This is a genomic window from Pseudomonas sp. Leaf15 (assembly GCF_001421425.1).
Classification (GTDB): domain Bacteria; phylum Pseudomonadota; class Gammaproteobacteria; order Pseudomonadales; family Pseudomonadaceae; genus Aquipseudomonas; species Aquipseudomonas salomonii.
On record NZ_LMKI01000001.1, the window covers coordinates 148482 to 173989 of the forward strand.

The 25508-nt window shown below is 61.7% G+C and carries 21 protein-coding genes; 7 read left to right on the forward strand and 14 right to left on the reverse strand.

Going from position 1 to position 25508, the window contains the following annotated elements; all coding sequences use genetic code 11:
* Positions 1–76 precede the first annotated feature (76 nt).
* From cmk to mtnA, 7 genes are all read right to left on the reverse strand, one after another.
* Complete coding sequence (gene cmk / locus ASE80_RS00760; RefSeq protein WP_003172653.1) at positions 77–766, reverse strand: (d)CMP kinase; 690 nt, start codon at positions 764–766, stop codon at positions 77–79.
* Positions 763–2973 (reverse strand): bifunctional prephenate dehydrogenase/3-phosphoshikimate 1-carboxyvinyltransferase, encoded by a 2211-nt coding sequence (locus tag ASE80_RS00765; RefSeq protein ID WP_056857639.1) that lies wholly within the window; start codon positions 2971–2973, stop codon positions 763–765. The genes cmk and ASE80_RS00765 overlap by 4 nt, the downstream gene beginning before the upstream one ends.
* 28 nt (positions 2974–3001) lie before the next feature.
* A complete protein-coding gene (hisC, locus tag ASE80_RS00770; RefSeq protein WP_056857228.1) occupies positions 3002–4114 on the reverse strand; it encodes a histidinol-phosphate transaminase in 1113 nt (370 codons plus the stop codon).
* 9 nt (positions 4115–4123) lie between these two features.
* Entirely contained in the window at positions 4124–5218 is a 1095-nt protein-coding gene (gene pheA / locus ASE80_RS00775) for a prephenate dehydratase (protein WP_053132458.1), read from the reverse strand.
* The gene (gene serC / locus ASE80_RS00780) at positions 5218–6303 is read right to left on the reverse strand and encodes a 3-phosphoserine/phosphohydroxythreonine transaminase (protein ID WP_056857640.1); all 1086 of its coding nucleotides are present in this window, start codon (positions 6301–6303) and stop codon (positions 5218–5220) included. The genes pheA and serC overlap by 1 nt, the downstream gene beginning before the upstream one ends.
* A gap of 246 nt (positions 6304–6549) precedes the next feature.
* Positions 6550–9213, reverse strand: coding sequence for a DNA gyrase subunit A (gyrA, locus tag ASE80_RS00785; RefSeq protein WP_017136106.1), 2664 nt, complete (start codon positions 9211–9213; stop codon positions 6550–6552).
* Positions 9214–9637: 424 nt separating this feature from the next.
* On the reverse strand, positions 9638–10708 hold the full coding sequence (gene mtnA / locus ASE80_RS00790) for an S-methyl-5-thioribose-1-phosphate isomerase (RefSeq protein ID WP_056857229.1): 1071 nt from the start codon (positions 10706–10708) through the stop codon (positions 9638–9640).
* 109 nt (positions 10709–10817) lie between these two features.
* Here mtnA and ASE80_RS00795 point away from each other — a divergent pair, with 109 nt between their 5' ends.
* From ASE80_RS00795 to ASE80_RS00810, 4 genes are all read left to right on the forward strand, one after another.
* Entirely contained in the window at positions 10818–12149 is a 1332-nt protein-coding gene (locus ASE80_RS00795) for a TRZ/ATZ family hydrolase (protein ID WP_056857230.1), read from the forward strand.
* Positions 12150–12212: 63 nt separating this feature from the next.
* Positions 12213–12911 (forward strand): bifunctional 2-polyprenyl-6-hydroxyphenol methylase/3-demethylubiquinol 3-O-methyltransferase UbiG, encoded by a 699-nt coding sequence (gene ubiG / locus ASE80_RS00800; RefSeq protein WP_056857231.1) that lies wholly within the window; start codon positions 12213–12215, stop codon positions 12909–12911.
* Positions 12912–12915: 4 nt separating this feature from the next.
* Complete coding sequence (mupP, locus tag ASE80_RS00805; RefSeq protein ID WP_056857232.1) at positions 12916–13587, forward strand: N-acetylmuramic acid 6-phosphate phosphatase MupP; 672 nt, start codon at positions 12916–12918, stop codon at positions 13585–13587.
* Positions 13588–13753: 166 nt separating this feature from the next.
* Positions 13754–14494, forward strand: a complete 741-nt coding sequence (locus tag ASE80_RS00810) for a YciK family oxidoreductase (RefSeq protein WP_056857233.1) — start codon at positions 13754–13756, stop codon at positions 14492–14494.
* Positions 14495–14655: 161 nt separating this feature from the next.
* Here the strand turns inward: ASE80_RS00810 and ASE80_RS00815 are convergent, their stop codons facing one another.
* Genes ASE80_RS00815 through ASE80_RS00840 form a run of 6 tightly spaced genes read right to left on the reverse strand, consistent with a single transcriptional unit; the run spans position 14656 to position 20814 of the window.
* Positions 14656–16170: an ABC transporter substrate-binding protein gene (locus ASE80_RS00815; protein WP_056857234.1), complete on the reverse strand. Its 1515-nt coding sequence runs from the start codon at positions 16168–16170 to the stop codon at positions 14656–14658.
* A gap of 15 nt (positions 16171–16185) precedes the next feature.
* The gene (locus ASE80_RS00820; RefSeq protein ID WP_056857235.1) at positions 16186–17172 is read right to left on the reverse strand and encodes an ABC transporter ATP-binding protein; all 987 of its coding nucleotides are present in this window, start codon (positions 17170–17172) and stop codon (positions 16186–16188) included.
* Positions 17169–18125: an ABC transporter ATP-binding protein gene (locus ASE80_RS00825; RefSeq protein ID WP_056857236.1), complete on the reverse strand. Its 957-nt coding sequence runs from the start codon at positions 18123–18125 to the stop codon at positions 17169–17171. Before ASE80_RS00825 ends, ASE80_RS00820 begins: the two co-directional genes overlap by 4 nt.
* Entirely contained in the window at positions 18122–18979 is an 858-nt protein-coding gene (locus tag ASE80_RS00830) for an ABC transporter permease (protein WP_056857237.1), read from the reverse strand. Before ASE80_RS00830 ends, ASE80_RS00825 begins: the two co-directional genes overlap by 4 nt.
* Positions 18976–19923, reverse strand: a complete 948-nt coding sequence (locus ASE80_RS00835; protein WP_056857238.1) for an ABC transporter permease — start codon at positions 19921–19923, stop codon at positions 18976–18978. The genes ASE80_RS00830 and ASE80_RS00835 overlap by 4 nt, the downstream gene beginning before the upstream one ends.
* A 3-nt stretch (positions 19924–19926) precedes the next feature.
* Entirely contained in the window at positions 19927–20814 is an 888-nt protein-coding gene (locus ASE80_RS00840; RefSeq protein WP_056857239.1) for a proline iminopeptidase-family hydrolase, read from the reverse strand.
* A 183-nt stretch (positions 20815–20997) separates the two neighbouring features.
* Here ASE80_RS00840 and ASE80_RS00845 point away from each other — a divergent pair, with 183 nt between their 5' ends.
* Positions 20998–21762 (forward strand): LuxR family transcriptional regulator, encoded by a 765-nt coding sequence (locus ASE80_RS00845; protein WP_056857240.1) that lies wholly within the window; start codon positions 20998–21000, stop codon positions 21760–21762.
* Between the two features lie 93 nt (positions 21763–21855).
* On the forward strand, positions 21856–22788 hold the full coding sequence (locus tag ASE80_RS00850) for a proline iminopeptidase-family hydrolase (protein WP_056857241.1): 933 nt from the start codon (positions 21856–21858) through the stop codon (positions 22786–22788).
* Positions 22789–22907: 119 nt separating this feature from the next.
* Here ASE80_RS00850 and ASE80_RS00855 read toward each other — a convergent pair whose 3' ends face one another.
* The gene (locus ASE80_RS00855) at positions 22908–24404 is read right to left on the reverse strand and encodes a nucleobase:cation symporter-2 family protein (RefSeq protein WP_056857242.1); all 1497 of its coding nucleotides are present in this window, start codon (positions 24402–24404) and stop codon (positions 22908–22910) included.
* Positions 24405–24562: 158 nt separating this feature from the next.
* Here ASE80_RS00855 and ASE80_RS00860 point away from each other — a divergent pair, with 158 nt between their 5' ends.
* Positions 24563–25396, forward strand: coding sequence for a nucleoside-binding protein (locus ASE80_RS00860; protein ID WP_056857243.1), 834 nt, complete (start codon positions 24563–24565; stop codon positions 25394–25396).
* The last annotated feature ends 112 nt before the right edge of the window (positions 25397–25508 follow it).

Sequence of the window (25508 nt, forward strand, 5' to 3'; positions counted from 1 at the left end):
CCCCAGACGGTGTGGGTCAGTTTCAGTTAAAAGAAGCCACCGCAGGACTATGACTGGTCCCCTGCGGCCTTCTTGATCACCCGGCGATATCGCGAATGGCGATTTCACTCAAGATGCGTTCCAGCACCTGCTCGATGGACAACTCCGTGGAATCCAGCTGTATGGCGTCAGCCGCCGGCTTTAGCGGGGCTACCGCACGCTGGGTATCACGCTCATCGCGTGCACGGATCTCATCTAGCAGACTCGACAGACTAACACCATCGACTTTGCCCTTCAACTGCAAGTAACGGCGGCGAGCACGCTCCTCGGCGCTGGCGGTCAGGAAAATCTTCAGCGGCGCCTCGGGAAACACCACGGTGCCCATGTCACGGCCATCAGCCACCAGGCCCGGCGGCTCCTGAAACGCCCGCTGGCGCTGCAGCAATGCGTCGCGCACGGCCGGCAGCGCGGCAACCTGGGAGGCCCAGGAGCCGACTTGTTCGTTGCGCAGATCATCGGTCACGTCATCACCTTCGAGGATGATGCGTTGCGGATGACCTTCCGTCGCGCCGACGAACTGCACATCAAGGTGCGCCGCCAGCAGCTTCAGGGATTCTTCGTTGGTCAGGTCGACGCCATGGTTGCGTGCGGCAAAGGCCAGCAGGCGGTACAGCGCGCCGGAATCGAGCAGGCACCAGCCCAGGCGCTTGGCCAGAATGCCGGCGATCGTGCCTTTGCCCGAGCCGCTCGGCCCGTCGATGGTAATCACCGGTGCTTTGATATTCACAATTGAGCCTCTTGGGCAACACGGATGCCGACATGGGCACACAGTGTAAGAAAGTTCGGAAAAGACGTAGCTACATTGGCGCAGTCACGGATACGAATCGGCGCCGCCGCCCGCAAGGAGGCCACGCTGAACGCCATGGCAATGCGGTGATCACCCTGGGATTGCACTTCGCCACCGCCCATTGGGCCACCGTCAATGATAATCCCATCAGGTGTCGGTTCACACTTCACGCCAAGGGCCAACAGACCATCGGCCATGACCTGGATGCGGTCGGACTCCTTGACCCGCAGTTCTTCGGCGCCACGCAGCACGGTGCGCCCTTCGGCGCAGGCCGCCGCCACGAACAACACCGGGAATTCGTCGATCGCCAGCGGCACCAGGGCTTCGGGAATCTCGATGCCTTTTAGCGCAGCGGCGCGCACGCGCAGGTCGGCAACCGGTTCGCCACCCACTTCACGCGGGTTTTCCAGGGTGATATCCGCGCCCATCAGCCGCAGGATATCGATCACACCGGTGCGGGTCGGGTTGACGCCAACGTGCTCCAGCAACAACTCGGAGCCCTCGGCAATCGAAGCCGCCACCAGGAAAAACGCCGAAGAGGAAATATCCCCCGGCACTTCTATCTGTGTAGCGGTCAATGCATGGCCCGGTTCGACCGAGGCTGTAGCGCCCTCCACCGCCACCGGGTAACCAAACCCACGCAACATCCGCTCGGTATGGTCACGGGTCGGCGCAGGCTCGGTCACCGAGGTTTTGCCCTCGGCATACAACCCGGCCAGCAACAGGCAGGATTTCACCTGCGCACTGGCCATCGGCATCGAATAGTCCAGGCCCTTGAGCGCCTGGCCACCGCGAATCGTCAGCGGCGGATGCCCGTCCGGCCCGGTCTCGATCACCGCACCCATTTCTCGCAGCGGCTTGGCCACGCGGTTCATCGGGCGCTTGGACAGCGATGCATCACCGGTCAACACACTGTCAAAGCGCTGCCCCGCGAGCAACCCGGACAGCAAGCGCATCGACGTGCCGGAATTCCCCAGGTAGATCGGCCCCGGTGCCGGCTGCAAACCGTGCAAACCCACACCATGAATCGTCACGCGCCCGTGGTGCGGCCCTTCAATGACCACGCCCATGTCACGAAACGCCTGCAAGGTTGCCAGGGCATCTTCGCCCTCGAGGAAACCTTCGACTTCGGTCACGCCGTCGGCCAATGAACCCAGCATGATCGAGCGATGGGAGATCGACTTGTCGCCCGGCACCCGGATCTGCCCGCTCAAGCGGCCGCCCGGGTTGGCGAGAAAGGTCTGCTCATCGGCGTTCACAGCGGTTTCCATGTAGGCCCGGCGCGCCAGGATCTTGCTGAAATGTTCGCGCGCTACCCGCGCACGGGTGAACACGCCCAATAATTGGTGGCCATCACCCGCATCAACCGCATCGCGCAAGGCGTCGAGGTCGCTGCGAAAGGTGTCCAGGGTGCGCAACACCGCTTCGCGATTGGCGAGGAAGATGTCGTGCCACATCACCGGGTCACTGCCGGCAATCCGCGTGAAATCGCGAAAGCCGCCGGCGGCGTAACGGAAAATCTCAAGGTTTTCGTTGCGCTTGGCCAGAGAATCCACCAAGCCAAAGGCCAGCAAGTGCGGCAAATGGCTGGTCGCCGCCAACACTTCGTCGTGGCGCTCAACCTGCATATGCTCGACATCCGCGCCCAACTCGCGCCACAGGCGATCCACCACCGCCAAGGCCGCCGGATCGGTCTGCTCAAGCGGCGTCAGAATCACCTTGTGGCGACGGAACAACTGCGCATTGGATGCCTCGACACCGCTCTGCTCGGAACCGGCAATCGGATGGCCCGGTACAAAACGCGCCGGCATGCCACCAAACGCGAGTTTGGCGGCGCGCACCACATTGCCTTTGGCACTGCCGACGTCCGTGAGGATCGCCTGCCCGAGGTCCATGTCGGCCAGCAAGGCCAGCAACTTCTCCATCGCCAGGATCGGCACGGCGAGCTGGATCACATCCGCGCCCTGGCACGCCAGCGCCAGGTCGGCCTCACAGCGATCCACCACACCCAGCTCCACCGCCAGCTTGCGTGATTGCGGGTCCAGGTCCACACCGACCACTTCGCCGCACAGCCCGCTTTCACGCAGGCCCTTGGCGAAGGAACCACCAATCAACCCCAGGCCGACCACCACCAGGCGACCGATCATAGGCACAGCAGGTTGCAATACAGTGACATCAACCACGAGCCAGAACCTTGGCCAACGCCTCCAGGAAGCGACTGTTTTCAGCCGGCAAGCCAATGGTGATACGCAGGTGGTTCGGCATGCCATAGTTGGCCACCGGGCGCACGATCACGCCCTCACGCAGCAGGCCCTGGAACACCGGCGCAGCGACTTGGCCGAGGTCCACACAAATGAAGTTGCCCTTGGAAGGGATCCAGCCCAGGCCCAACTCACGGAAACCATCCTGCAGCTGCTGCATGCCGCTTTCGTTGATGCGACGACCTTCTTCCAGGTACTCGGCATCCTTGACCGCCGCACACGCCGCCGCCAGGGCGAGACTGTTGACGTTGAACGGCTGGCGCACGCGATTGAGCACATCGGCCACCACAGCAGTGGACAAGCCGTAACCCACGCGCAGCGACGCCAGGCCGTAAGCCTTGGAGAAGGTGCGCGACACCAGCAGGTTCGGGTAAGCCGCCAGGAAATCCAGGCCATCCGGCAGGTCACTGCCTTCGGCGTATTCGATGTAGGCCTCGTCCAGCACCACCAGCACGTGCTCGGGCACGTCCTGCAGGAAGTCGTTCAGCGCCTGAGCGTCGAACCAGGTGCCGGTCGGGTTGTTCGGGTTGGCGATAAACACCACGCGGGTTTGCGCGTCGATGGCCGCCAGCATGGCCGGCAGGTCATGGCCCCAATCCTTGGCAGGAATGACGCGGGCATCAGCGCCCACGGCCTGGGTCACGATCGGGTAGACGGCGAACGCGTGCTCACTGAACACCGCATTCAGGCCTGGGGCCAGGTACGCACGGCCGACCAGCTCAAGAATGTCGTTGGAACCGTTGCCCAGGGTGACCTGGTTCAGCTCAACGCGGCAGTTCTCGGCCAGCAGCGACTTGAGGGCGAAGCCATTGCCGTCCGGGTAGCGGGTCAGCTCAGTCAATTCTTCACGAATCGCCGCCAACACTTTTGGGCTTGGGCCCAGCGGGTTTTCGTTACTGGCCAGCTTTACGATCTTCGACGGGTCCAGATTCAACTCACGCGCCAGCTCGTCCACAGGCTTGCCTGGAACGTAAGGCGACAGTTGTTGCACGCCCGGCTGAGCCAGGGCGAGGAAGTTGCCACTCATGTTAAAGCCTCACAAAACCGCTTTCGGGTAAGAGCCCAGCACCTTGAGTGCCACGGCTTCCTGACTGATTTTCTCCAGCACACCTTTAACCAGCGGGTCGCGGTGGTGGCCGATGAAGTCGATAAAGAACACATACGTCCATTTACCGCTGCGCGAAGGGCGAGTTTCGATGCGCGTCAGGTCAATCCCGTTATCGTGGAACGGCACCAGCAATTCATGCAGCGCGCCGGGCTTGTTGCTCATGGAGACGATGATCGAGGTCTTGTCGTCGCCGGTGGGCGGCACTTCCTGGCTGCCGATCATCAAAAAGCGCGTGGAGTTATCCGGGCGGTCTTCGATTTTTTCGGCCAGGCGCGTCAGGCCGTACAGCCCCGCAGCCATGTCACCTGCGATAGCCGCCGAGTTCCACTCACCCTTGACCCGCTTGGCCGCTTCGGCGTTGCTGGACACCGCCACGCGCTCGACATTCGGGTAATGCGCGTCCAGCCACTTGCGGCACTGGGCCAGGGATTGGGCGTGGGAGTAGATACGGCTGATGCTGTCGGTCTTGGTGCTCTCGCCCACCAGCAGGTGGTGGTGAATGCGCAGTTCGACTTCGCCGCAGATCACCATGTCGTGCTCAAGGAAGCTGTCCAGCGTGTGGTTGACCGCGCCTTCGGTGGAGTTTTCCACCGGCACCACGCCAAAGTTCACCGCACCGGCCGCCACTTCGCGGAACACTTCGTCGATGGCCGCCATCGGCTTGCTGATCACCGCGTGGCCGAAATGCTTCATGGCCGCGGCTTGGGTGAAGGTGCCTTCCGGGCCGAGGTACGCCACTTTCAGCGGCTGCTCCAGCGCCAGGCACGACGACATGATTTCACGGAACAACCGCGCCATCTCTTCGTTGCCCAGCGGGCCCTTGTTGCGTTCCATCACGCGCTTGAGCACCTGGGCTTCGCGCTCAGGCCGGTAGAACACCGGCACTTCGCCTTCAGCCAGGGACGCCATCTTCACGCGGGCGACTTCCTGGGCGCAGCGCGCACGTTCACTGATCAGCTCCAGGACTTTCTCGTCCAGGCTGTCGATGCGTACACGCAGGGCCTTGAGTTCTTGCTCAGACATTAGCCGTGTTCCTTTTCGAACTCTGCCATGTAGGCAACCAGCGCGTTGATCGCGTGGATGTCGACAGCGTTGTAGATGGAGGCGCGCATGCCACCGACCGAACGGTGGCCCTTGAGGTTCAGCAGGCCACGTGCGTCGGCACCGGCCAGGAATGGCTTGTCCAGGCGGTCATCGGCCAGGCGGAACGGTACGTTCATCCACGAGCGGTCGGTGAGGTTGATCGGGTTGCTGTACAGGCCGCTGGCGTCGATGAAGTCGTACAGGGTGCGCTTCTTCTCTTCGTTGAGCTTGCCCATGGCGGCGACACCGCCCTGCTCTTTCAGCCACTCGAACACCAGGCCGGAAAGGTACCAGGCAAACGCCGGCGGGGTGTTGTACATCGAGCCGTTATCGGCCGCGACCTTGTAGTTGAGCATGGTCGGGCACAGCGAACGCGCGCGGCCCAGCAGGTCTTCGCGGATGATGTTGACCAGGATGCCGCTCGGGCCGATGTTCTTCTGCGCACCGGCGTAGATCATGCCGTATTTGGACACATCGATCGGGCGCGACAGGATGTCCGAAGACATGTCGCACACCAACGGCACGTCGCCCACTTCCGGCACCCAGTCAAACTCCAGGCCGCCGATGGTTTCGTTGGCAACGTAGTGCACGTAGGCCGCGTCTTTGGACAGCTTCCACTCGTTCTGACCGGGAATGGCGAAGTAGTCGTAAGGCTTGGCGGTGCCTGCCACGTTGACGTGACCGTAGCGCGAAGCCTCTTCAATCGCCTTCTGGCCCCAGATACCGGTGTCGATATAGTCGGCAGTGCCGTCTTCGGGCAACAGGTTCAGCGGAATCTGCGCGAACTGCTGACTCGCGCCGCCTTGCAGGAACAGCACTTTGTAGTTGGATGGGATGCCCAGCAAGTCGCGCAGATCCTGCTCGGCCTTGGTGGCGATGGACACGAACTCATCGCTGCGATGGCTCATTTCCATCACGGAGAGGCCTTTTCCATGCCAGTCGAGGAGTTCACCCTGCGCACGCTGCAGGACTGCTTCAGGAAGCGCCGCGGGACCGGCACAGAAGTTATAGGCTCTCTTGCTCACATCCAATCTCACTCTGATCTGGTTGGGGCTGCAATCATGTTCGGCAACGGCCTTGCGCTGGAGCGAGCCCATGTGGGAGCTGGCTTGCCTGCGATACAGGCACCGCGGTAGTTGCAGTGATACCGCGGTGATGCTATCGCAGGCAAGCCAGCTCCCACAGGGATCGAAGCCAGACCAAAGACCTGTATTTCAAAGGGGACACAAACAACAAGGGGGCGAATCTTCATCCGCCCCCTGTGTGTCCGCTTATTCCTGCGGTTCTTCTTCGTCTGCGGCAGCATCGAGGGTTGGCTCGTCGACGTTGTCATCGCCGGTTGCGATCACCTCGCCATCGAATACCGCACCGTCTTCGCCTTCCAGCTCTTCGCCTTCGACTTCCGATGGTTCCTGGACGCGCTCCAGGCCTACCAGCGTTTCGTCGCTGGCCAGCTTGATCAGCGTCACGCCCTGGGTGTTACGGCCCAGGCTCGAGACTTCGGCCACACGGGTACGCACCAGAGTGCCCTGGTCGGAAATCAGCATGATTTCCTCGCCATCGAGCACCTGCACCGCGCCGACCAGACGGCCGTTGCGGTCGTTGCTGACCATGGCGATCACGCCCTGGCCGCCACGCTTGTACTCCGGGAACTCGCTGATGGCGGTGCGCTTGCCGTAACCACGCGCCGAAGCGGTGAGGATCTGGCTGCCTTCTTCCGGGATCAGCATCGAAATCAGCTTCTGCCCTTCCGGCAGACGCATGCCGCGCACACCGCGGGCGGTACGGCCCATGGCGCGAACGTCGGATTCCTTGAAGCGTGTCACTTTACCGCCGTCGGAGAACAGCATGACTTCACGCTCGCCGTCGGTGATGGCCGCAGAGATCAGTACGTCGCCTTCGTCCAGCTCCAGGGCGATCAGGCCCACGCTGCGCTGACGGCTGAAGGATTCCAGCGGGGTCTTCTTCACGGTGCCTTTGGCGGTGGCCATGAAGATGAAGTGACCTTCGGTGTATTCCTCGACCGGCAACATGGTGGTGATGTATTCATCACTGTCCAGCGGCAGCAGGTTGACCAGCGGACGACCACGGGCAGCGCGGGAGGCTTCCGGGATTTCGTAGGTCTTGAGCCAGTACACCTTGCCTTTGCTGGAGAACAGCAGCAGCGTGGTGTGGCTGTTGGCAACCAGCAGGTGAGCGATGTAGTCCTCATCCTTCACGCCGGTAGCCGATTTGCCTTTACCGCCACGACGCTGAGCCTGGTATGCAGCCAATGGCTGGGTCTTGGCGTAGCCACCGTGGGAGATGGTCACCACACGCTCTTCTTCCGGGATCATGTCACCCAGGGTCAGGTCGAGGCGCGCATCGAGGATTTCGGTGCGGCGCACGTCGCCGTATTCGGCACGGATCACTTCCAGCTCTTCGCGGATCACTTCCATCAGGCGCACAGCGCTGTTGAGGATGCGGATCAGCTCGCCGATCTGGTTGAGAATCTCCTGGTATTCGGCCAGCAGTTTCTCGTGCTCCAGGCCGGTCAGGCGGTGCAAACGCAGTTCCAGGATGGCCTGGGCCTGTTCCGGCGACAGGAAGTACTTGCCGTCGCGCAGGCCGTATTGCGGGTCCAGGGTTTCCGGACGGCACGAATCGGCACCGGCACGTTCAACCATCGCCACGACGGCGCTGGATTCCCACGGCATCTTGATCAGGGCTTCCTTGGCTTCCGACGGCGTCGGCGAAGCCTTGATCAGCGCGATCACCGGGTCGATGTTCGACAGCGCTACCGCCTGGCCTTCCAGGATGTGGCCGCGCTCGCGGGCCTTGCGCAGTTCGAACACGGTGCGGCGGGTGACCACTTCGCGGCGGTGACGCACGAAGGCTTCGAGCAGGTCCTTGAGGTTCAGGATGCGCGGGCGGCCGTCGATCAGGGCCACCACGTTGATACCAAACACGCTTTGCAGCTGGGTCTGGGCGTAGAGGTTGTTGAGGATCACCTCAGGCACTTCGCCACGACGCAGCTCGATCACCACGCGCATACCGTCTTTGTCGGACTCGTCGCGCAGTTCGGTGATGCCTTCGAGCTTCTTCTCTTTAACCAGCTCGGCGATCTTCTCGATCAGACGCGCCTTGTTCAGCTGGTAAGGCAGTTCGGTGATAACGATCTGCTGGCGGCCACCGACCTTGTCGATGTCTTCGATCATCGAGCGGGCGCGCATGTAAATGCGGCCACGGCCGGTGCGGTAGGCTTCGATGATGCCGGCACGACCGTTGATGATCGCGGCGGTCGGGAAGTCCGGACCGGGGATGTATTGCATCAGCTCATCGACGGTCAGCTCAGGGTTGTCGATGAGGGCCAGGCAACCGTCGATGACTTCACCGAGGTTGTGCGGCGGGATGTTGGTGGCCATGCCCACGGCGATACCGCTGGAGCCGTTGACCAGCAGGTTGGGAATACGGGTTGGCATGACGGCCGGGATCATTTCGGTGCCGTCGTAGTTCGGCACCCAGTCCACGGTTTCTTTGTGCAGGTCGGCCAGCAGTTCGTGCGCCAGCTTGGTCATGCGCACTTCGGTGTATCGCATGGCCGCAGCATTGTCGCCGTCGACCGAACCGAAGTTGCCCTGGCCGTCTACCAGCAGGTAGCGCAGGGAAAACGGCTGGGCCATCCGAACGATGGTGTCGTACACCGCAGTGTCGCCGTGAGGGTGATACTTACCGATCACGTCACCGACAACACGGGCAGATTTCTTGTACGGCTTGTTCCAGTCGTTACCCAGCTCGCTCATCGCGAACAGCACACGCCGGTGCACGGGCTTCAAGCCATCGCGCGCATCAGGCAGTGCCCGCCCGACAATTACGCTCATCGCGTAGTCGAGGTAGGACTGTTTCAGCTCGTCTTCGATATTGACCGGGAGGATTTCTTTGGCCAGTTCGCCCATGAGAAGCCTGATTCCTTTTTCGGGTGAAACCTCGTCACATCCATATGGGACGAACGAAGCTCGCCGTTGCTGGCAGAGTGCCTGACAACGACTTACGACAAATCAACGAGTTATGACACGGATCTGCACGTTATGGGCAACCCCTCGGGGCGGCCCTGGAAACCGCCGGATGTTATCACAATCGCCGCCACGCACCTATCCCCCTGATGCGCATGGAGGCTAGTAATTTGACGGATGACAGGCTTGAGGGGGACGAGAGAGGCTCAGAGCGGGGTGGGTGCTGTTTTTTGAGGCTGGATCCAAGGGTTTTATTGACTTACAGGGCCAATCGCGGGCAAGCCCGCTCCCACATTTTGAATGTATTCACAAAACAAAGGTGGGAGCTGGCTTGCCTGCGATAGCGATCCAACAGCCACCAAAGTCCTCAATGCAGGCGCTTACGGCACATCAACTTGGCCAGCTTGGCAGTATCAGGCCGTTCGACGATGCCTTTTTCGGTCACGATCACATCAATCAGATCCGCCGGCGTCACATCGAAGACCGGATTAAACGCCGCAACCTTCAATCGCTGACCGTTAACCGCCAGCAACTCCGCCGCATCACGCTCTTCCAGGCTGACATCATCACCGGTGGCCATCATCAAATCGAGGGTCGAACTGGGCGCCACCACCATAAAACGCACGCCGTGGTGCATGGCACACACCGCCAATTGATAAGTGCCGATCGGGCCGATCACATCACCATTGGCCGCAATGCAGTCGGCGCCGACCACGACCCAGGTCACGCCTTTGGTCTTGAGGATATGCGCACCGGCCGAGTCGGCATTCACCGTGGCCGGGATACCCTCGCCCGCCAACTCCCAGGCCGTCAGCCGCGAGCCTTGCAGCCACGGGCGGGTTTCATTGACGTAGACATGTTCGACCAAACCCTCCAGGAACGCCGCGCGGATAACCCCAAGGGCGGTGCCCACACCGCCGGTGGCGAGGGCGCCCGCATTGCCATGGGTAAGGATCGCCTGGGCGTTGCCCTGGTGCTTGCGAATGCGCTCCAGGCCCAATTGGGCCATGACCAGGTTGGCTTCGCGGTCGCTTTCGTGGATCGCAATGGCTTCGGCTTCCAGCACCGCCAGCGGGTCTGCGTGCTTTTTGACCCGATCGAGGCGGTCACGCATGCGCTTCAAGGCCCAGAACAGGTTCGCGGCGGTCGGACGGCTATCGGCCAGCAGCGCGTAGTCTTCTTCCCACGCTGCCTGCCAGTCACCGCCCTCGGCGATCCGCTCGCGGGCGGCCAGCACCAGGCCGTAGGCGGCACTGATGCCGATGGCCGGCGCGCCGCGCACCGTCATGTTGCGAATGGCCTGGGCGACGTCAGCCACCGTAGTGCAGGCCACCCAGGTTTCCCGCGAGGGCAAGGCACGCTGATCGAGCAGGTGCAGTGCGCCATCACGCCAATCGATGGCCTTCACTTTCTCTGCAGCTAACAGTCGGTCGCGCATCCCTTACCCCGCACTCATGAACAAAAGCCGCCGATTATAGCGATCCGCCAGCCAAGACGCTCGGGTATACTTCGCCCTTCTTTTATAGCTGCCTGGGAAGAAGCCTGCGATGACCTCCACTGCCGCCCCGCTCGACTTATTGCTGCTGCCAACCTGGCTGGTACCTGTCGAACCCGCTGGCGTGGTGCTCAAGGAGCACGGCCTGGGCATCCGTGACGGGCGCATTGCGTTTATCGGGCCACGGGCGGCGGCCTTGAAGCTTGCGGCCAGCGAGGTTCGCGAACTGCCGGGCATGCTGCTCAGCCCCGGCTTGATCAACGCCCACGGCCACGCGGCGATGAGCCTGTTTCGCGGCCTGGCCGACGATCTGCCGCTGATGACCTGGCTGGAAAAACACATCTGGCCCGCCGAAGCCAAATGGGTCGATGAAGCCTTCGTGCGCGACGGCACCGACCTGGCCATCGCCGAGCAGCTCAAGGGCGGCATCACCTGCTTCTCGGACATGTACTTCTACCCCAAGGTCGCCAGCGACTGCGTACACAACAGCGGCATGCGCGCGCAGATCGCGCTGCCGATCCTCGACTTCCCGATTCCCGGCGCCAGCAGCGCCGATGAGGCGATCCGTCAGGGCGTGGAGCTGTTCGGCGACCTCAAGCACCACACACGCATCAAGATCACCTTCGGCCCCCACGCGCCCTACACCGTAAGCGATGAGAACCTGGAAAAAATCCGCGTGATCGCCGAAGAGCTGGACGCCGCCATCCATATGCATGTGCACGAAACCGCCTTCGAAGTGCAACAAGCCGTGGACAAGACCGGCGAACGACCGCTGGCGCGCCTGGGCCGTCTGGGCCTGCTCGGCCCACGCTTCCAGGCCGTTCATATGACCCAAATCAGCGAGGACGACCTGGCTTTGCTGGTAGAAAGTAACACCAGCGTCATCCATTGCCCGGAATCGAACCTGAAACTGGTCAGCGGCTTTTGCCCGGTGGAGCGTCTGTGGCAGGCTGGGGTGAACGTGGCTATCGGCACCGACGGCGCGGCCAGCAACAATGACCTCGACCTGCTGGGCGAAACCCGCACGGCGGCGATGCTGGCCAAGGCCGTCGCCGGCTCGGCCACCGCCCTGGACGCCCATCGCGCCCTGCGCATGGCTACGCTCAATGGGGCACGTGCCATGGGCCTGGACAGCGAGATTGGCTCGCTGGAAGTCGGCAAGGCGGCGGATATCGTCGCCTTTGATCTTTCGGGGCTGGCGCAACAACCGATCTACGACCCGGTCTCAACGCTTATATATGCCACCGGGCGCGAGTGTGTGAAACACCTTTGGGTCGCCGGCAAGCAGTTGCTCGACGACCGGCGATTGACCCGCATGGATGAACAGCAGTTGACCGCCACGGCCATCGCCTGGGGCCAACGGATCAGCGGGCACAGCGAATAACGAAGGTCTTGAACCCAGCGTTCAGGGCTGAATAACCGATTTATCAGATTTAGAGGATTCACCATGAGCAACGTCGACCACGCCGAAATCGCCAAGTTTGAAGCCCTGGCCCACCGCTGGTGGGACCGCGAAAGCGAGTTCAAACCGCTGCACGACATCAACCCGCTGCGCGTCAACTGGATTGACGAGCGCGTCAGCCTGGCCGGCAAGAAGGTGCTGGACGTCGGTTGCGGCGGCGGCATCCTCAGCGAAGCCATGGCCCAGCGCGGCGCTACCGTGATGGGCATCGACATGGGCGAAGCGCCGCTGGCCGTGGCCCAACTGCACCAGCTGGAATCCGGCGTGAGCGTCGAATACCGCCAGATCACCGCCGAAGCCCTGGCCGAAGAGATGCCCGAGCAGTTCGACGTGGTCACTTGCCTGGAGATGCTCGAGCACGTGCCAGACCCGTCTTCGGTGATCCGCGCGTGCTTCCGTATGGTCAAGCCCGGCGGCCAGGTGTTCTTCTCCACCATCAACCGCAACCCCAAGGCTTATCTGTTCGCGATCATCGGCGCCGAATACATCATGAAGTTGCTGCCGCGCGGCACCCACGACTTCAAGAAATTCATCCGCCCAAGCGAGCTGGGCGCCTGGAGCCGTCAGGCCGGGCTGACCGTCAAGGACATCATCGGCCTGACCTACAACCCGCTGACCAAGCACTACAAGCTGGCGAGCGACGTTGACGTCAATTACATGATCCAGACCCTGCGCGAGGAGTAAGCCTGTGAAGTTGCGAGCAGTTCTCTTCGACATGGACGGCACCTTGCTGGACACCGCGCCGGACTTTATCGCGATCTGCCAGGCCATGCGCGCCGACCGAGGCCTGGAGCCGATCAACCCACAGCATATCCGCGATGAAATTTCCGGCGGTGCGCGGGCGATGGTCGCCGTGACCTTCTCGATGGACCCCGAATCGCCAGGCTTTGAAGAGTTGCGCCAGGAGTTTCTGGAGCGTTACCTCAAAGGCTGCGCGATCCACAGCAAACTGTTCGACGGCATGGAAGAACTGCTGCAGGACATCGAGAAGTCCCACCTGGTGTGGGGCGTGGTCACCAACAAGCCGCTGCGTTTTGCCGAGCCGATCATGCAGCAACTGGGCCTGGCCGAACGTTCGGCGCTGCTGATCTGCCCTGACCACGTGAAGCACAGCAAGCCCGACCCCGAGCCGCTGATCCTGGCGTGCAAGATGCTCGACCTGGACCCGGCCAGCGTGCTGTTCGTGGGCGATGACCTGCGCGATATCGAGTCTGGCCGCGACGCCGGCACCCGCACCGCAGCGGTCACCTTCGGCTACATCCACCCGGACGACAACCCACGCAACTGGGGCGCCGACGTGGTGGTGGACCATCCGCTGGAACTGCGCAAGGTGCTGGATAACGCACTGTGCAGTTGCTGATTGTTCGAGCACTGAGATCACTGTGGGAGCTGGCTTGCCTGCGATAGCGGTCTGCCAGCCAGCACTAGCGGTGACTGATACTCCGCCATCGCAGGCAAGCCAGCTCCCACCTGAAATGGATTCCACTTCAAGGCCTGTATCAGCTTGAATTCTGTCGAGGTTTTTTATGTTTGATTACTCCGCACGTCCAGAACTGCTCAAAGACCGGGTAATCCTGGTGACCGGTGCCGGTCGCGGGATCGGCGCGGCGGCGGCAAAAACCTATGCCGCCCATGGCGCCACCGTGCTGTTGCTGGGCAAGACCGAAGCCAACCTGGCCCAGGTGTATGACGAGATCGAAGCGGCCGGCCAGCCGCAGCCGGTGGTGATTCCGTTCAACCTGGAAACCGCCCTGCCCCATCAATACGATGAGCTGGCAGCGATGATCGAAAAAGCATTCGGCCGTCTCGACGGCCTGCTGCACAACGCCTCGATCATCGGCCCACGCACGCCGATCGAGCAGTTGTCCGGTGAGAACTTCATGCGCGTGATGCACGTGAACGTCAACGCGATGTTCATGCTGACCAGCACACTCTTGCCACTGCTCAAGCTGTCCCAGGATGCGTCGGTGGTGTTCACCTCCAGCAGCGTCGGGCGCAAGGGTCGGGCGTATTGGGGGGCTTATGGCGTGTCGAAGTTTGCCACCGAAGGTTTGATGCAAACCCTGGCCGATGAGCTGGAAGACGTGGCATCGGTACGCGCCAACAGCATCAACCCGGGCGGTACACGCACCAGCATGCGCGCCCAGGCGTACCCGGGGGAAAACCCGATGGAAAGGCCTGCACCGGAAGACATCATGCCGGTGTACCTGTACCTGATGGGGCCGGACAGCGCGGGGATCAATGGGCAGGCGTTTGATGCGCAGTAACACCTGACACTGCACAAACCCAAAATGTGAACTGAGTTCATGTGGGAGCTGGCTTGCCTGCGATGCGGGCAACTCGGTCTATCTGTTAAACCGAGTTGATACCATCGCAGGCAAGCCAGCTCCCACACAAGCCAGCTCCCACATTTGCTTAGCGGTGACCGTTAGTTCTTCACCACTTCCTCAAGGGTAAAACGCCCCAGCGGATTCTGCAGGAAGTTGCTCACGTTCTTGCGTGAGATGTTGATGTACGGGCTGTAGTACAGGTCAATCCAGTTCACATCCTGCTTCGCCAGTTTCTGCAATTCCACGTACATTTGCTCACGCTTGACCGGGTCGGCCTCGATTCGTGCCTGCGCCACCAGTTCCTTGACCTTGTCGTTCTTGTAGCGGGTCATGTAGTTCTGGTTGGTGTCGTGGCCGAGCACGAAGGTGGTCTTCTGGTCCGGGTCGAGGATGTCGTTGGTCCAGTACATCACCGAAATATCGTACTCACCGTCCACCAGCATCTGCCAGCTTTGGGTCGGGTCGACCTTTTGCAGGTTGGCGGTCACGCCCACCTTGGCCAACTGGTCCTTGATGATCACCGCAATCTGCTCGTCGGCTTCGTTGCCGGCGTTGACCACGTAGTTGAGTTTCAAGTCCTTGGCGCCGGCTTCTTCCAGCAGTTTCTTGGCGGCGGTTGGGTCATACGGGCGTTGCAGGTTATTGGCGTAGTGGTACAGCGAGCCTTTGGGGATGTAGGAATAGGCCACGGTGCCTTGGCCGTAAGTGGCGGTCTTGACCAGCGACTGTTTGTCGATGGCCATGTCCAGCGCCTCGCGCACCTGTGGCTTGGCCAGCAGGCCGTGGGCGTGGTTGATCAGCAGGTGATCTTCGCGGGTCGACGGGTCGGCGTGGATCACCACGTTTTTGTCTTTCTTCAGCTCTTCCACGCGGGAGAACGGTACGAAGATCGCCGTGTCCAGCTCGTTGTTCTGCACCATGCGCATGCGCGTGTTGTCGTCGGTGACCGAGACCCACTCCACGCCATCCAGGCTCACATTCCTGGCCTGCCAGAAGTTCGGGTTCTTCTTGAGGATCACGCGGTCGCCCTTGCGCCATTCCTCCACGGTAAACGCGCCGGAGGTCACCGGGTTTTCCGAGTAGGCGTCTTCGCCCATCGTGGTCATGGCCTTTTCCGACAGGATCGACACCGTCGGCGAGGCCAGTTGCGAGAGGAAGGCCACAGCCGGGGTTTTCAGGGTGACCACCAGGGTCTGCGGGTCGCTGGCCTTGGCCGTGTTGATCAGGTTGAACGGATCCGCCCACAGCGACGCCTTGTTGTCGCGGATGCGCAACAGGCTGAACGCGGCGTCAGCGGCGGTGATCGCCGAGCCATCGGAGAACTTGGCGTCACGCAGCTTGAAGGTGTAGGTCAGGCCGTCCCTGGAAATCTCCCAGCTTTCGGCCAGGCCCGGCTCCATCTTGGTGCCCAGGTTATCCACGCGCACCAGGGTGTCGTAGACGTTGGCGAACACCCACGTATCGCGGTTCTGTGCGCTTTTGATCGGGTCGAACGTGGTGCTGTCTTCACGGCAGCCGATGGTCAGCACACCGGCGGCATGAGCCAGCCCGGCGGTGAGGGACCAGGCGGTCAGTGTCGCGGCGGCGAGCAACTTCAAGTGACGGGTTTGCATGTCATAACTCCTTGTCTATGAATGGCAGGAAAGGCTCAGCGGTTCTTCAAGCACGCAACTGTACCGATGCTCGTGCAGGTAATGGGTCGGCGGCAATACCACGGAACACATCGTCCGGGCGTGCCGGCAGCGCGGGTGAAAGGCGCAGCCGGTGGGCAACTTCAGCGGGCTTGGCGGCTCACCGGGCAACGGCTCTGCCGGCAACGGCCGGTGCGGATCGATCTCGGGAATCGCCTCGATCAACGCCGCCGTATACGGGTGGCGCGGCGCCGTAAACACCGCCTCCACCGGCCCTTTTTCGACGATCTTGCCCAGGTACATCACCGCCACGCGGTCGCACAGGCGCCGCACAATGGCCAGGTCATGGGCAATAAACAGGATCGCCAGGTTCATGCGCTGTTGCAGTTCCAGCAACAGGTTGATGATCTGGCCCTGGATCGACACATCCAGGGCCGCCACGCACTCATCGGCAATGATCAGGCGCGGCTCCACCGCCAGGGCGCGGGCGATGCCGACGCGCTGGCACTGGCCACCACTGAGGGAGCCGGGTTTGCGGCTGGCAAGTTCAGGGCGCAGGCCCACCAGCTCAAGCAGCTCGACCACGCGAGCCGGTATCTGCTGCGGGGCGACCTTGCGCTGCACCCGCAGCACTTCGGCGAGGGTTTCGCCAATGCTGTGGCGTGGGTTCAGGGCGGCGTAAGGGTCCTGGAAAATCATCGCGGTTTCATGCCGCAGACGGGCGATGTCGATCGCGCTGCCTCGCGCCATGTCGACGCCGTCAAATAACACCTGCCCGGCGCTGATCGGGTTGAGGTGCAAAATGGCTCGCCCCAGCGTGCTTTTGCCACTGCCGGACTCGCCCACCAACCCCAGGGTTTCGCCTGCGGCCAGGTTCAGCGACACACCATTGACCGCCCTCACCCACTGTTTATTAAGGCCCAACATCCCCGTGCCGGACGCGGCAAACCGCACCTCCAGGTCCTTGATCTGCAACAGACTCATGGGCGCTCTCCGAGCGGATAGTGGCAGGCCACGCGCGCACCTTCGGGCAGCACCTCAGTGCACAACGCCGCCGCTTGCGGGCAGCGCGGGTTGAAGCGGCAACCGTTGGGCAAGGCATCCAGTAACGGCGGCTGGCCGGGGATGGTGCGCAGCAAGGCGTGGCCGCTGCTGTGGGCGGGTTGGCAATCGATAAGGCCGGCGGTGTACGGGTGTTGTGGATGGGCCAGCACGTCGTATTTGCTCGCGTGTTCGCACAAGCGCCCGGCGTACATCACCGCGATGGAATCACAGGTCTGCGCCACCACGCCGAGGTCATGGGTGATCATGATGATCGCCAGGCCACGCTGGTCACGCAGCTCCAGTAACAGGCGCAGGATCTGCGCCTGCACCGTCACATCCAGCGCCGTGGTCGGCTCGTCGGCAATCAGCACTTGCGGGTTGCAGCCCAGGGCCACGGCGATCATCGCGCGCTGGCGCATGCCGCCGGAGAACTCATGGGGGTAGTTGTCGACCCGCGCCTTGGGATCGGGAATACCGACCTGGCGCAACACCTCGATGGCTTGCAGGCGCGCGTCTTTTTTCGACGCGCCCTGATGCAAACGGATACCTTCGGCGATCTGCTCGCCGATGCGCATCAACGGGTCCAGGTGACTGCTGGGGTTCTGGAAAATCATGCCCAGTTGCCCACCGCGTACGGCGCGCATGCCAGCCTCATCGAGTTGCAACAGGTCGCGACCAGCCAGGCGCACAGCGCCGCCTTGCACCCGCAGGTTGGGCGACGGCAACAACCGCATCAGGCCGCGACAGGCCAGGGTCTTGCCCGAGCCGCTTTCACCCACCAGGCCGAGGATTTCTCCTTCGGCCAAATCAAAGGACACACGATCAACCAGCGTGACCTCACGCCCGCCATTGTTGGCGATCACGCTGAGGTCCTGCACCTGAAGCAGGCTCATGAACGATCCCCCAACACTTGCGCCACACCATCGGCGAGCAGGCTGAAACCCATGGCCAGGGTCACAATGGCCAGGCCCGGGAAGGTGCAAAGCCACCAGGCGGTGGTGATAAACGCCTGCCCTTCGGCGACCATCGTGCCCCACTCCGCCGTCGGCGGTTGCACGCCCAGGCCCAGGTAGCTCACGGCAGCGCCGTTGAGCAGCACCAGCACGGCGTCGGACATCGAAAACACAATCGAGCCAAACATCGCATTGGGCAGCAAATGCCGGAACAGAATGCGCCCATGGCCAAAGCCCAGGCTCTTGGCGGCCAGGGCAAAGTCACTTTCCTTGAGCACCAGGATCTGTGAGCGGATCAACCGCGCATACGACACCCAGCCCACCAGCGCCATGGCGATATAAAAACTCTGCAAGCCCGGCCCGAGAATCGCCATGATCGCCAGCATCAGCACCAGGAACGGGAACGCCAGCACCACGTCGATCACGCGCATGCACAGGCTGTCGAAGCGCCCGCCGATGTAGCCGGAAACAGCGCCGATAAAAGTGCCGATCAGGAACGGGAAGATTACGCCGATGACGGCCAGTTGCAGGTCAATCCGCGCGCCCCAAATTACCCTCGAAAGGATGTCTCTACCGTAGTTATCCGTGCCAAATGGATGGGAAAGGCTGGGCGCCAACAAACTCAGATCGGTGTTCTGCGCAATCGGGTCATACGGCGCGATCCACGGCGCGAACAACGCCAGCGCCAGCCACATAAACAGGATCAGCAAGCCCCATGCGGCGGTCAGCCGGCCGTTGCGAAAACCAAACCGCAGGCGCAAACGCCACGGCGCAATCAGTGGGCGGCTGCTCATTGCATCTTCACCCGTGGGTCGAGGGCCACGGTCGCCACGTCCGCGACGAAGTTGACCACCACCGTCGCACACGCCAGCACCATGGCCACGCCCTGCACCACCATGTAGTCGCGGGTAAAAATACCGCGCACCAATAATTGGCCGATGCCGGGAATCGCGAACAGGCTTTCGATCACCACCGTGCCGCTGATCAGCCAGCCGATATTCACCGCCAGCAGGTTGACCGCCGGCACCAGGGAATTGGGTAACACATGCCGACGAAACACCGCCGCCTCCGATAACCCACGGGCGCGGGCGGCGGTGACATGGTCGGCCTGCAACTCCATCAGCATGCTCGCCCGCAGGTTGCGTACCAGCACTGCCGCCAGCGCCAGCGCAATGGTCAAACACGGCAGGACCATGTGATGGGCTTTATCTGTAAACGTGCGACCGTAGCCCGATACCGGGAACAAGCCCCACTTCACACTGAGCAACAGAATCAGCATCAAGCCCAGCCAGAAGGCCGGCATGCCCAGGCCGACCGTGGTGAACACGCGAATCAGGTTATCCGCCCAGCCGCCTTTGTTGCGCGCCGCCACGGTGGCCAGCGGCACCGCGATCAACAGCGCCAGCAGCACACTGCCGAGCACCAGCACCAGCGTCGGCTCGATACGGGTGACGATCAGTTTCAACGCGTCGACCTTATACAGCAGCGACTGGCCGAGATCGCCCTTGAACAGGTTCTTGAGGAAGTAGAAATATTGCAGCCACAAGGGCTGGTCCAGGCCGTATTGGGCGCGGATTTTCAGCAGCGCGTCCGGCGTGCTGCGCGAGCCCAGCAAGGCGCGCGCCGGGTCGCCGGGGATCGAGCGCACCAGCACAAAGGTGATCAGGCTGATGCCAAACAACACCGGCAGCAATTGCAGCGGCCGGGACAGCACGAAGCGGTAACGCGCAAGATTCATCCGTCAGCCTCGGTGGCGAGCGAGAAAGTCCAGCAGCACCGGAAAGTACGCCTGGGGCTCTTCATAAAACGGCATATGGCTGCTGTTGGGGAATACATGCAGTTCGGCGTGTGTGGCCGCAAGTTTCATGCGGTGAGCACAGGCGGGAGTAAGTTCGTCGTGCTGGCCGGTGGTGATCAGGATCGGCATCTTGAACTCGGCCATCTCCGGGATGCGGTTCCAGTCCTTCAGGTTGCCGATATAGAGGAATTCGTTGGGGCCTTGCATGGTTTCGTAAGGGCCCATGTTCCAGTCGCCGAGGGAGCGCTTGACCGGCTCCGGCCATTCATCCAGGCGGCAGACGTGGCGGTAGTTGAGCAAGGTGATGGCGGCCTGGTATTGCGGATGATCGAGGGTGCCCATGGCCTCATGGCGCTGCATCATGGCCACGGTTTCGCTGCCGAGGGCGCCGCGCAGGCGTTCAAGCTCCTGGGACAGGTGCGGAATATCGCCGACGGTGTTTTCCAGGATCAGGCTTTTCAGGGCGTCGGGATAGTGGATGGCGTACTCGATGCCCAACCAGCCGCCCCACGAATGCCCGAGCAGATGCACGCGGCCCAGGCCCAGGGCCTGGCGTACGGTTTCGACTTCTTCGACATAACGGCCAATTTCCCACAGGGAAACATCTGATGGTCTGGCTGATGCGCCCGTGCCAAGCTGATCGAATGCAACCACTCGCAGGTTATGGTCTTTGAGCCAGCCATGGGCGTCGCGCAAGTAGTCACACGGCAGGCCCGGGCCGCCGTTGAGACACAAAAGCACCTCATCGCCGTCGCCAAAGCTGTAGGCCACGAGGTTATGGCCATCGACTTGCACGTTGTACTGCTGGTCGGGGGCAATTTCACGCCACATGCATACATTCCTTGTGTTGTATCGGCCTGGCAGGTAGCGGCCGTTGATCTGGCCAACACTACCGAGGATGCCGCGTGTCCATAACCTAGTAGTTCTTATAGGTTTGGCCTGGCAGTCCTTCGCCGGGGCGTGGCATTCTACTTGCAGCAAGTCGAGATTCAAATGAATTCGGGAGCAGAACGGATGCTGTCCAAACTTACCGCCTTCAACAACCGCCTCATGCCCGGCAGGAGCCTGGATGAACAGATCGACAACACGTTTATCCTCGCCCAGCAGTTGGGCTTTGATGCGTTGGTGTATGACTACACGCCGGTGCCCATCGACCAGGACGGTTCGCTGATCACGCCTTCGGTGCTGGAGTCGCGCAACACACCGTCGGACTGGCACGCGTTATGGTGCAGCGAAGGGTTCTACCAGATCGACCCGGTGCAGCATCTGGCCTTGAGCACGGTGTCGCCGTTCGTGTGGTCCTATGAGGCCAAAGCCGACACGGCGCTGCAAAAGATCATCGACCCGTGCCATGCGCCCGTGTCCTCTTACCTGCATGAACGCCAACTCACCTGCGGCGTCACCGTGCCGATCCACCTGCCGCGTGGCGGCTTCGCGTCGCTGACCGGCCTGCGCACCGGCAAGGCCGGCACGGTGCTGGAAGATGCCCAGCAGACCTTGGCGGACTTCAGCTTGATCACCCACGCTTTGCAGGAAGCGGCCTACCCGTTGCTCAGCAAAGAGCTGCGCACCTACCCGCATATCCATCTGACCAAGCGCGAGCGCGAGTGCCTGAAATGGGCGGCCGAGGGCCTGACCGCCGCCGAGATCGCCACGCAATTGAGCCGCTCACTGGCGGTGGTCACCCTGCACCTGGCCTCGGCCATGCACAAACTGGGCGCCAAGAACCGCGTACAGGCGGTGGTGCGCGCGACCCATTACCGCCTGCTGGAAGATTGAACCGTCGGTAAAACCTAGCTGTTTTGCTAGTTACTTAAACGCCACGTGCCGACTATCGTAGCCCTGATCCTTTTTTTCAGAGCAGGGTACGAAATGGAATTCATCGAGAAAGTCCGCGAAGGTTACGCGGCGTTCGGCGCCTACCAGACCTGGTACCGCGTCACCGGCGACCTGGGCACCGGCCGCACGCCTTTGGTGATCCTCCATGGCGGCCCCGGTTGCACCCATGACTATGTAGACGCGTTCAAGGACGTCGCCGCCAGCGGCCATGCGGTGATTCACTACGACCAGATCGGCAATGGCCGCTCCACGCACTTGCCGGACAAAGACCCGTCGTTCTGGACCATCGAGCTGTTCCTCGACGAGCTGAACAACCTGCTGGACCACCTGCAGATCAGTGACAACTACGCGATCCTGGGGCAATCCTGGGGCGGCATGCTCGGTAGCGAGCACGCGATTTTGCGACCCAAGGGCCTGCGCGCGTTCATCCCGGCCAACTCGCCCACCTGCATGCGCACCTGGGTCAGCGAAGCCAACCGCCTGCGCCAGTTGTTGCCCGAAGGCGTGCACCAAACCCTGCTCAAACACGAACAGGCCGGCACTTACCAAGACCCGGACTACCTGGCAGCGGCGCGGGTTTTCTATGACCAGCACGTGTGCCGAGTAAACCCATGGCCGGAAGAAGTGGCCCGCACCTTTGCAGCCGTGGACGCCGACCCGACGGTGTACCACGCCATGAGCGGCCCGACCGAATTTCACATCATCGGCAGCTTGAAGGACTGGAGCGTGATGGGGCGCCTGTCGGCGATCAATGTGCCGACGCTGGTGATATCCGGGCGCCACGACGAGGCCACGCCCTTGGTGGTCAAGCCGTTCCTGGATGAAATCACCGACGTGCGCTGGGCGTTGTTTGAAGACTCCAGCCACATGCCCCACGTGGAAGAACGCCAGGCATGCATGGGGACGGTGGTGAAGTTTCTGGACGAGGCGTGTTCGCTGCCGCACCAAGCACTCAAGGCTGGCTGAGTGTGATCGTTCCCACGCTCCGCGTGGGAATGCCGCCCTGGACGCTCTGCGTCCGCTCTTAAGATCGTGACGCGGAGCGTCACAGGAAGCATTCCCACGCGGAGCGTGGGAACGATCATTTAAACCGTCTCGGCTTTTTGGGCCTTTCTTGGCACCTCAGCCACCACCGGAATCTCCTTCCCTTCAGCATCAAACAACTTACCGCCACTGAAGTAATCGCCATCGCGCAACGCCGCCACGTCGTGGAAGCACAAACTGCGCTCGGTCCCTGCCACAAACACCGATTGCTGGTCCGAGTTACCGGCGGTGAAGTGGTTGAAGGCCAGGTTCAGCAGAATCGCCATGATTGCCGACGAGCTGATGCCCGAATGGAAAATGGTCGCGAACCAGGTGGGGAAGTGATCGTAGAAGTTCGGCGCGGCAATCGGGATCATGCCGAAACCGATGCTCGTTGCCACGATAATCAGGTTCATGTTGTTGCGGTAGTCCACCTTGGAGAGCGTGCGAATCCCACTGGCCGCCACGGTGCCGAACAACACGATACCAGCGCCGCCCAGCACCGAAGTCGGCACGGCGGCAATCACCCGCCCCATAAACGGCAACAAGCCCAACACCACCAGGAACACGCCGCCGGTGGCCACCACAAACCGGCTTTTCACGCCAGTGACCGCCACCAGGCCGACGTTCTGGGCAAATGCGCTTTGGGTGAAGGAACCGAAGATCGGCGCAAACATGCTCGACAGCATGTCGGCACGCAGGCCATTACCCAGGCGCTTGGAGTCAACTTTGGTGTCGATAATCTCGCCGACCGCGAGGATGTCCGCCGAGGTTTCCACCAACGTCACCATCACCACGATGCACATGGAAATGATCGCCGCCACATGGAAGGTCGGCATGCCGAAATGGAAAGGTGTGGGAAAGCCGAACATCGGCCCTTGGGCGACGCCGGAGAAGTCCGCCATGCCGAGGAACACTGCGATCACGGTGCCGATCACCATGGCCAGCAGAATCGACAGGCGCGAGATGGTCGCGCTGCCGATCTTGCTCAGCAGCAACACCAGCACCAGGGTCAGCGCCGCCAGGCCAATATTCGACATGCTGCCGAAATCCGCAGCGCGGCTATTGCCGCCCATGGCCCAGCGCGCCGCCACCGGCATCAGCGTCAGGCCGATGGTGGTGATCACGATGCCAGTGACCAGCGGCGGGAAAAACTGGGTGATCCGTGAGAACACCGGCGTGATCAATAAGCCGATAAACGACGCGGCCATCACCGCCCCGAGAATCGCCGGCACCCCGCCCGCGCCATCACTGCCGACGATGGCCACCATGGTTGCCACACCGGCAAACGACACGCCCTGCACCAGCGGCAACTGGCAGCCAAAAAACGGCAGACCGAGGGTTTGCAGCAACGTGGCCAGGCCACCGGCAAACAGCGAGGCGGCGATCAGCAGGCCGATATCCGCCGGCGACAACCCGGCTGCCTGGCCGACGATCAACGGTACGGCAACGATGCCGCCATACATGGTGAGCACATGCTGCAGGCCGTAAGCCATGTTGGCCGCGACGCCGAGATTCTCATCTTCTGGCCGCTGCGGTGACGCCTTCGGGATAGTCATGGTGAGGGGTTCTCTGTTTTTGTTGTGCGAACACTGTATGCAATGTTTGGACTGGATGTCCATAGAGTTGTATACAATCAATCGAACAAGATACCCTCCATCGGCGTTACAAAAACAATCCGGCCGTCATGAGCCAGAACGCCAAAGGACCTAGAACAATGAAAAAGGCATTACAGGGCGCTACCGTTGCATTGACCCTTCTCGGCGGTGGGGAGGCCGTCGCGCTGGAATGGATGAACAACAGCGCAGGGTTTCGCTACGGCCAGCACTTCACCAACCCCAACAACCCCGACGACTTCAGCAAGCGCATCTACAGCTTCACCCACGCCAGCGGCTACCAGTACGGCAGCAACTACCTGAACCTTGATGTGTTTTTGTCCGACAGCAGCGACCCGCGCAAGGGCACCGACCACGGTGGCAGTGAGGTCTACGCCGTGTACCGACACCAGCTGTACGCTTCACGGGTATTGGATGTGCCGTTGGGTACTGGGCTGATCAAGGATTACGCCCTGACCCTGGGCTTCGACGCCAACCGCAACAACAACTTCGCCTCAGCCAAAAAGCGCGCGCTGGTGATCGGCCCGACGTTGAAGTTCAACACCGTCGGCGTGCTGGATTTGAGCCTGATGTACTACAAGGAGAAGAACCACACCGGCATCCCCGGCGCGAAAGAGTCAAACCACACCTTCGACGACACCTACATGCTCAACCTGACCTGGATGCGCCCGTTCGACATCGCCAACCACGCGGCGAAGTTTCAGGGGTTTATCAATTACGTCGGGGAAAAGGGCGAGGATTATCACGGCCGCGACACCGCGCCGGAAACCCTGATGCGTACCGCGCTGATGGTGGCGGTGCGGCCAGGTAAAAGCGTGAAGCCGAACCTGTACCTAGGGGTGGGTTACGAGTACTGGCATAACAAGTTCGGGGTGGATGGAGGCATGGGCACCCGGACCTCCACGCCTACGCTGAATATGGAAGTGACGTTCTAACTGAAGAAACCCAATCAACTGTGAGAGCTGGCTTGTGTGGGAGCTGGCTTGCCTGCGATGCAGACAACTCGGTACATCAGGTGCACCCAGTTGATGCCATCGCAGGCAAGCC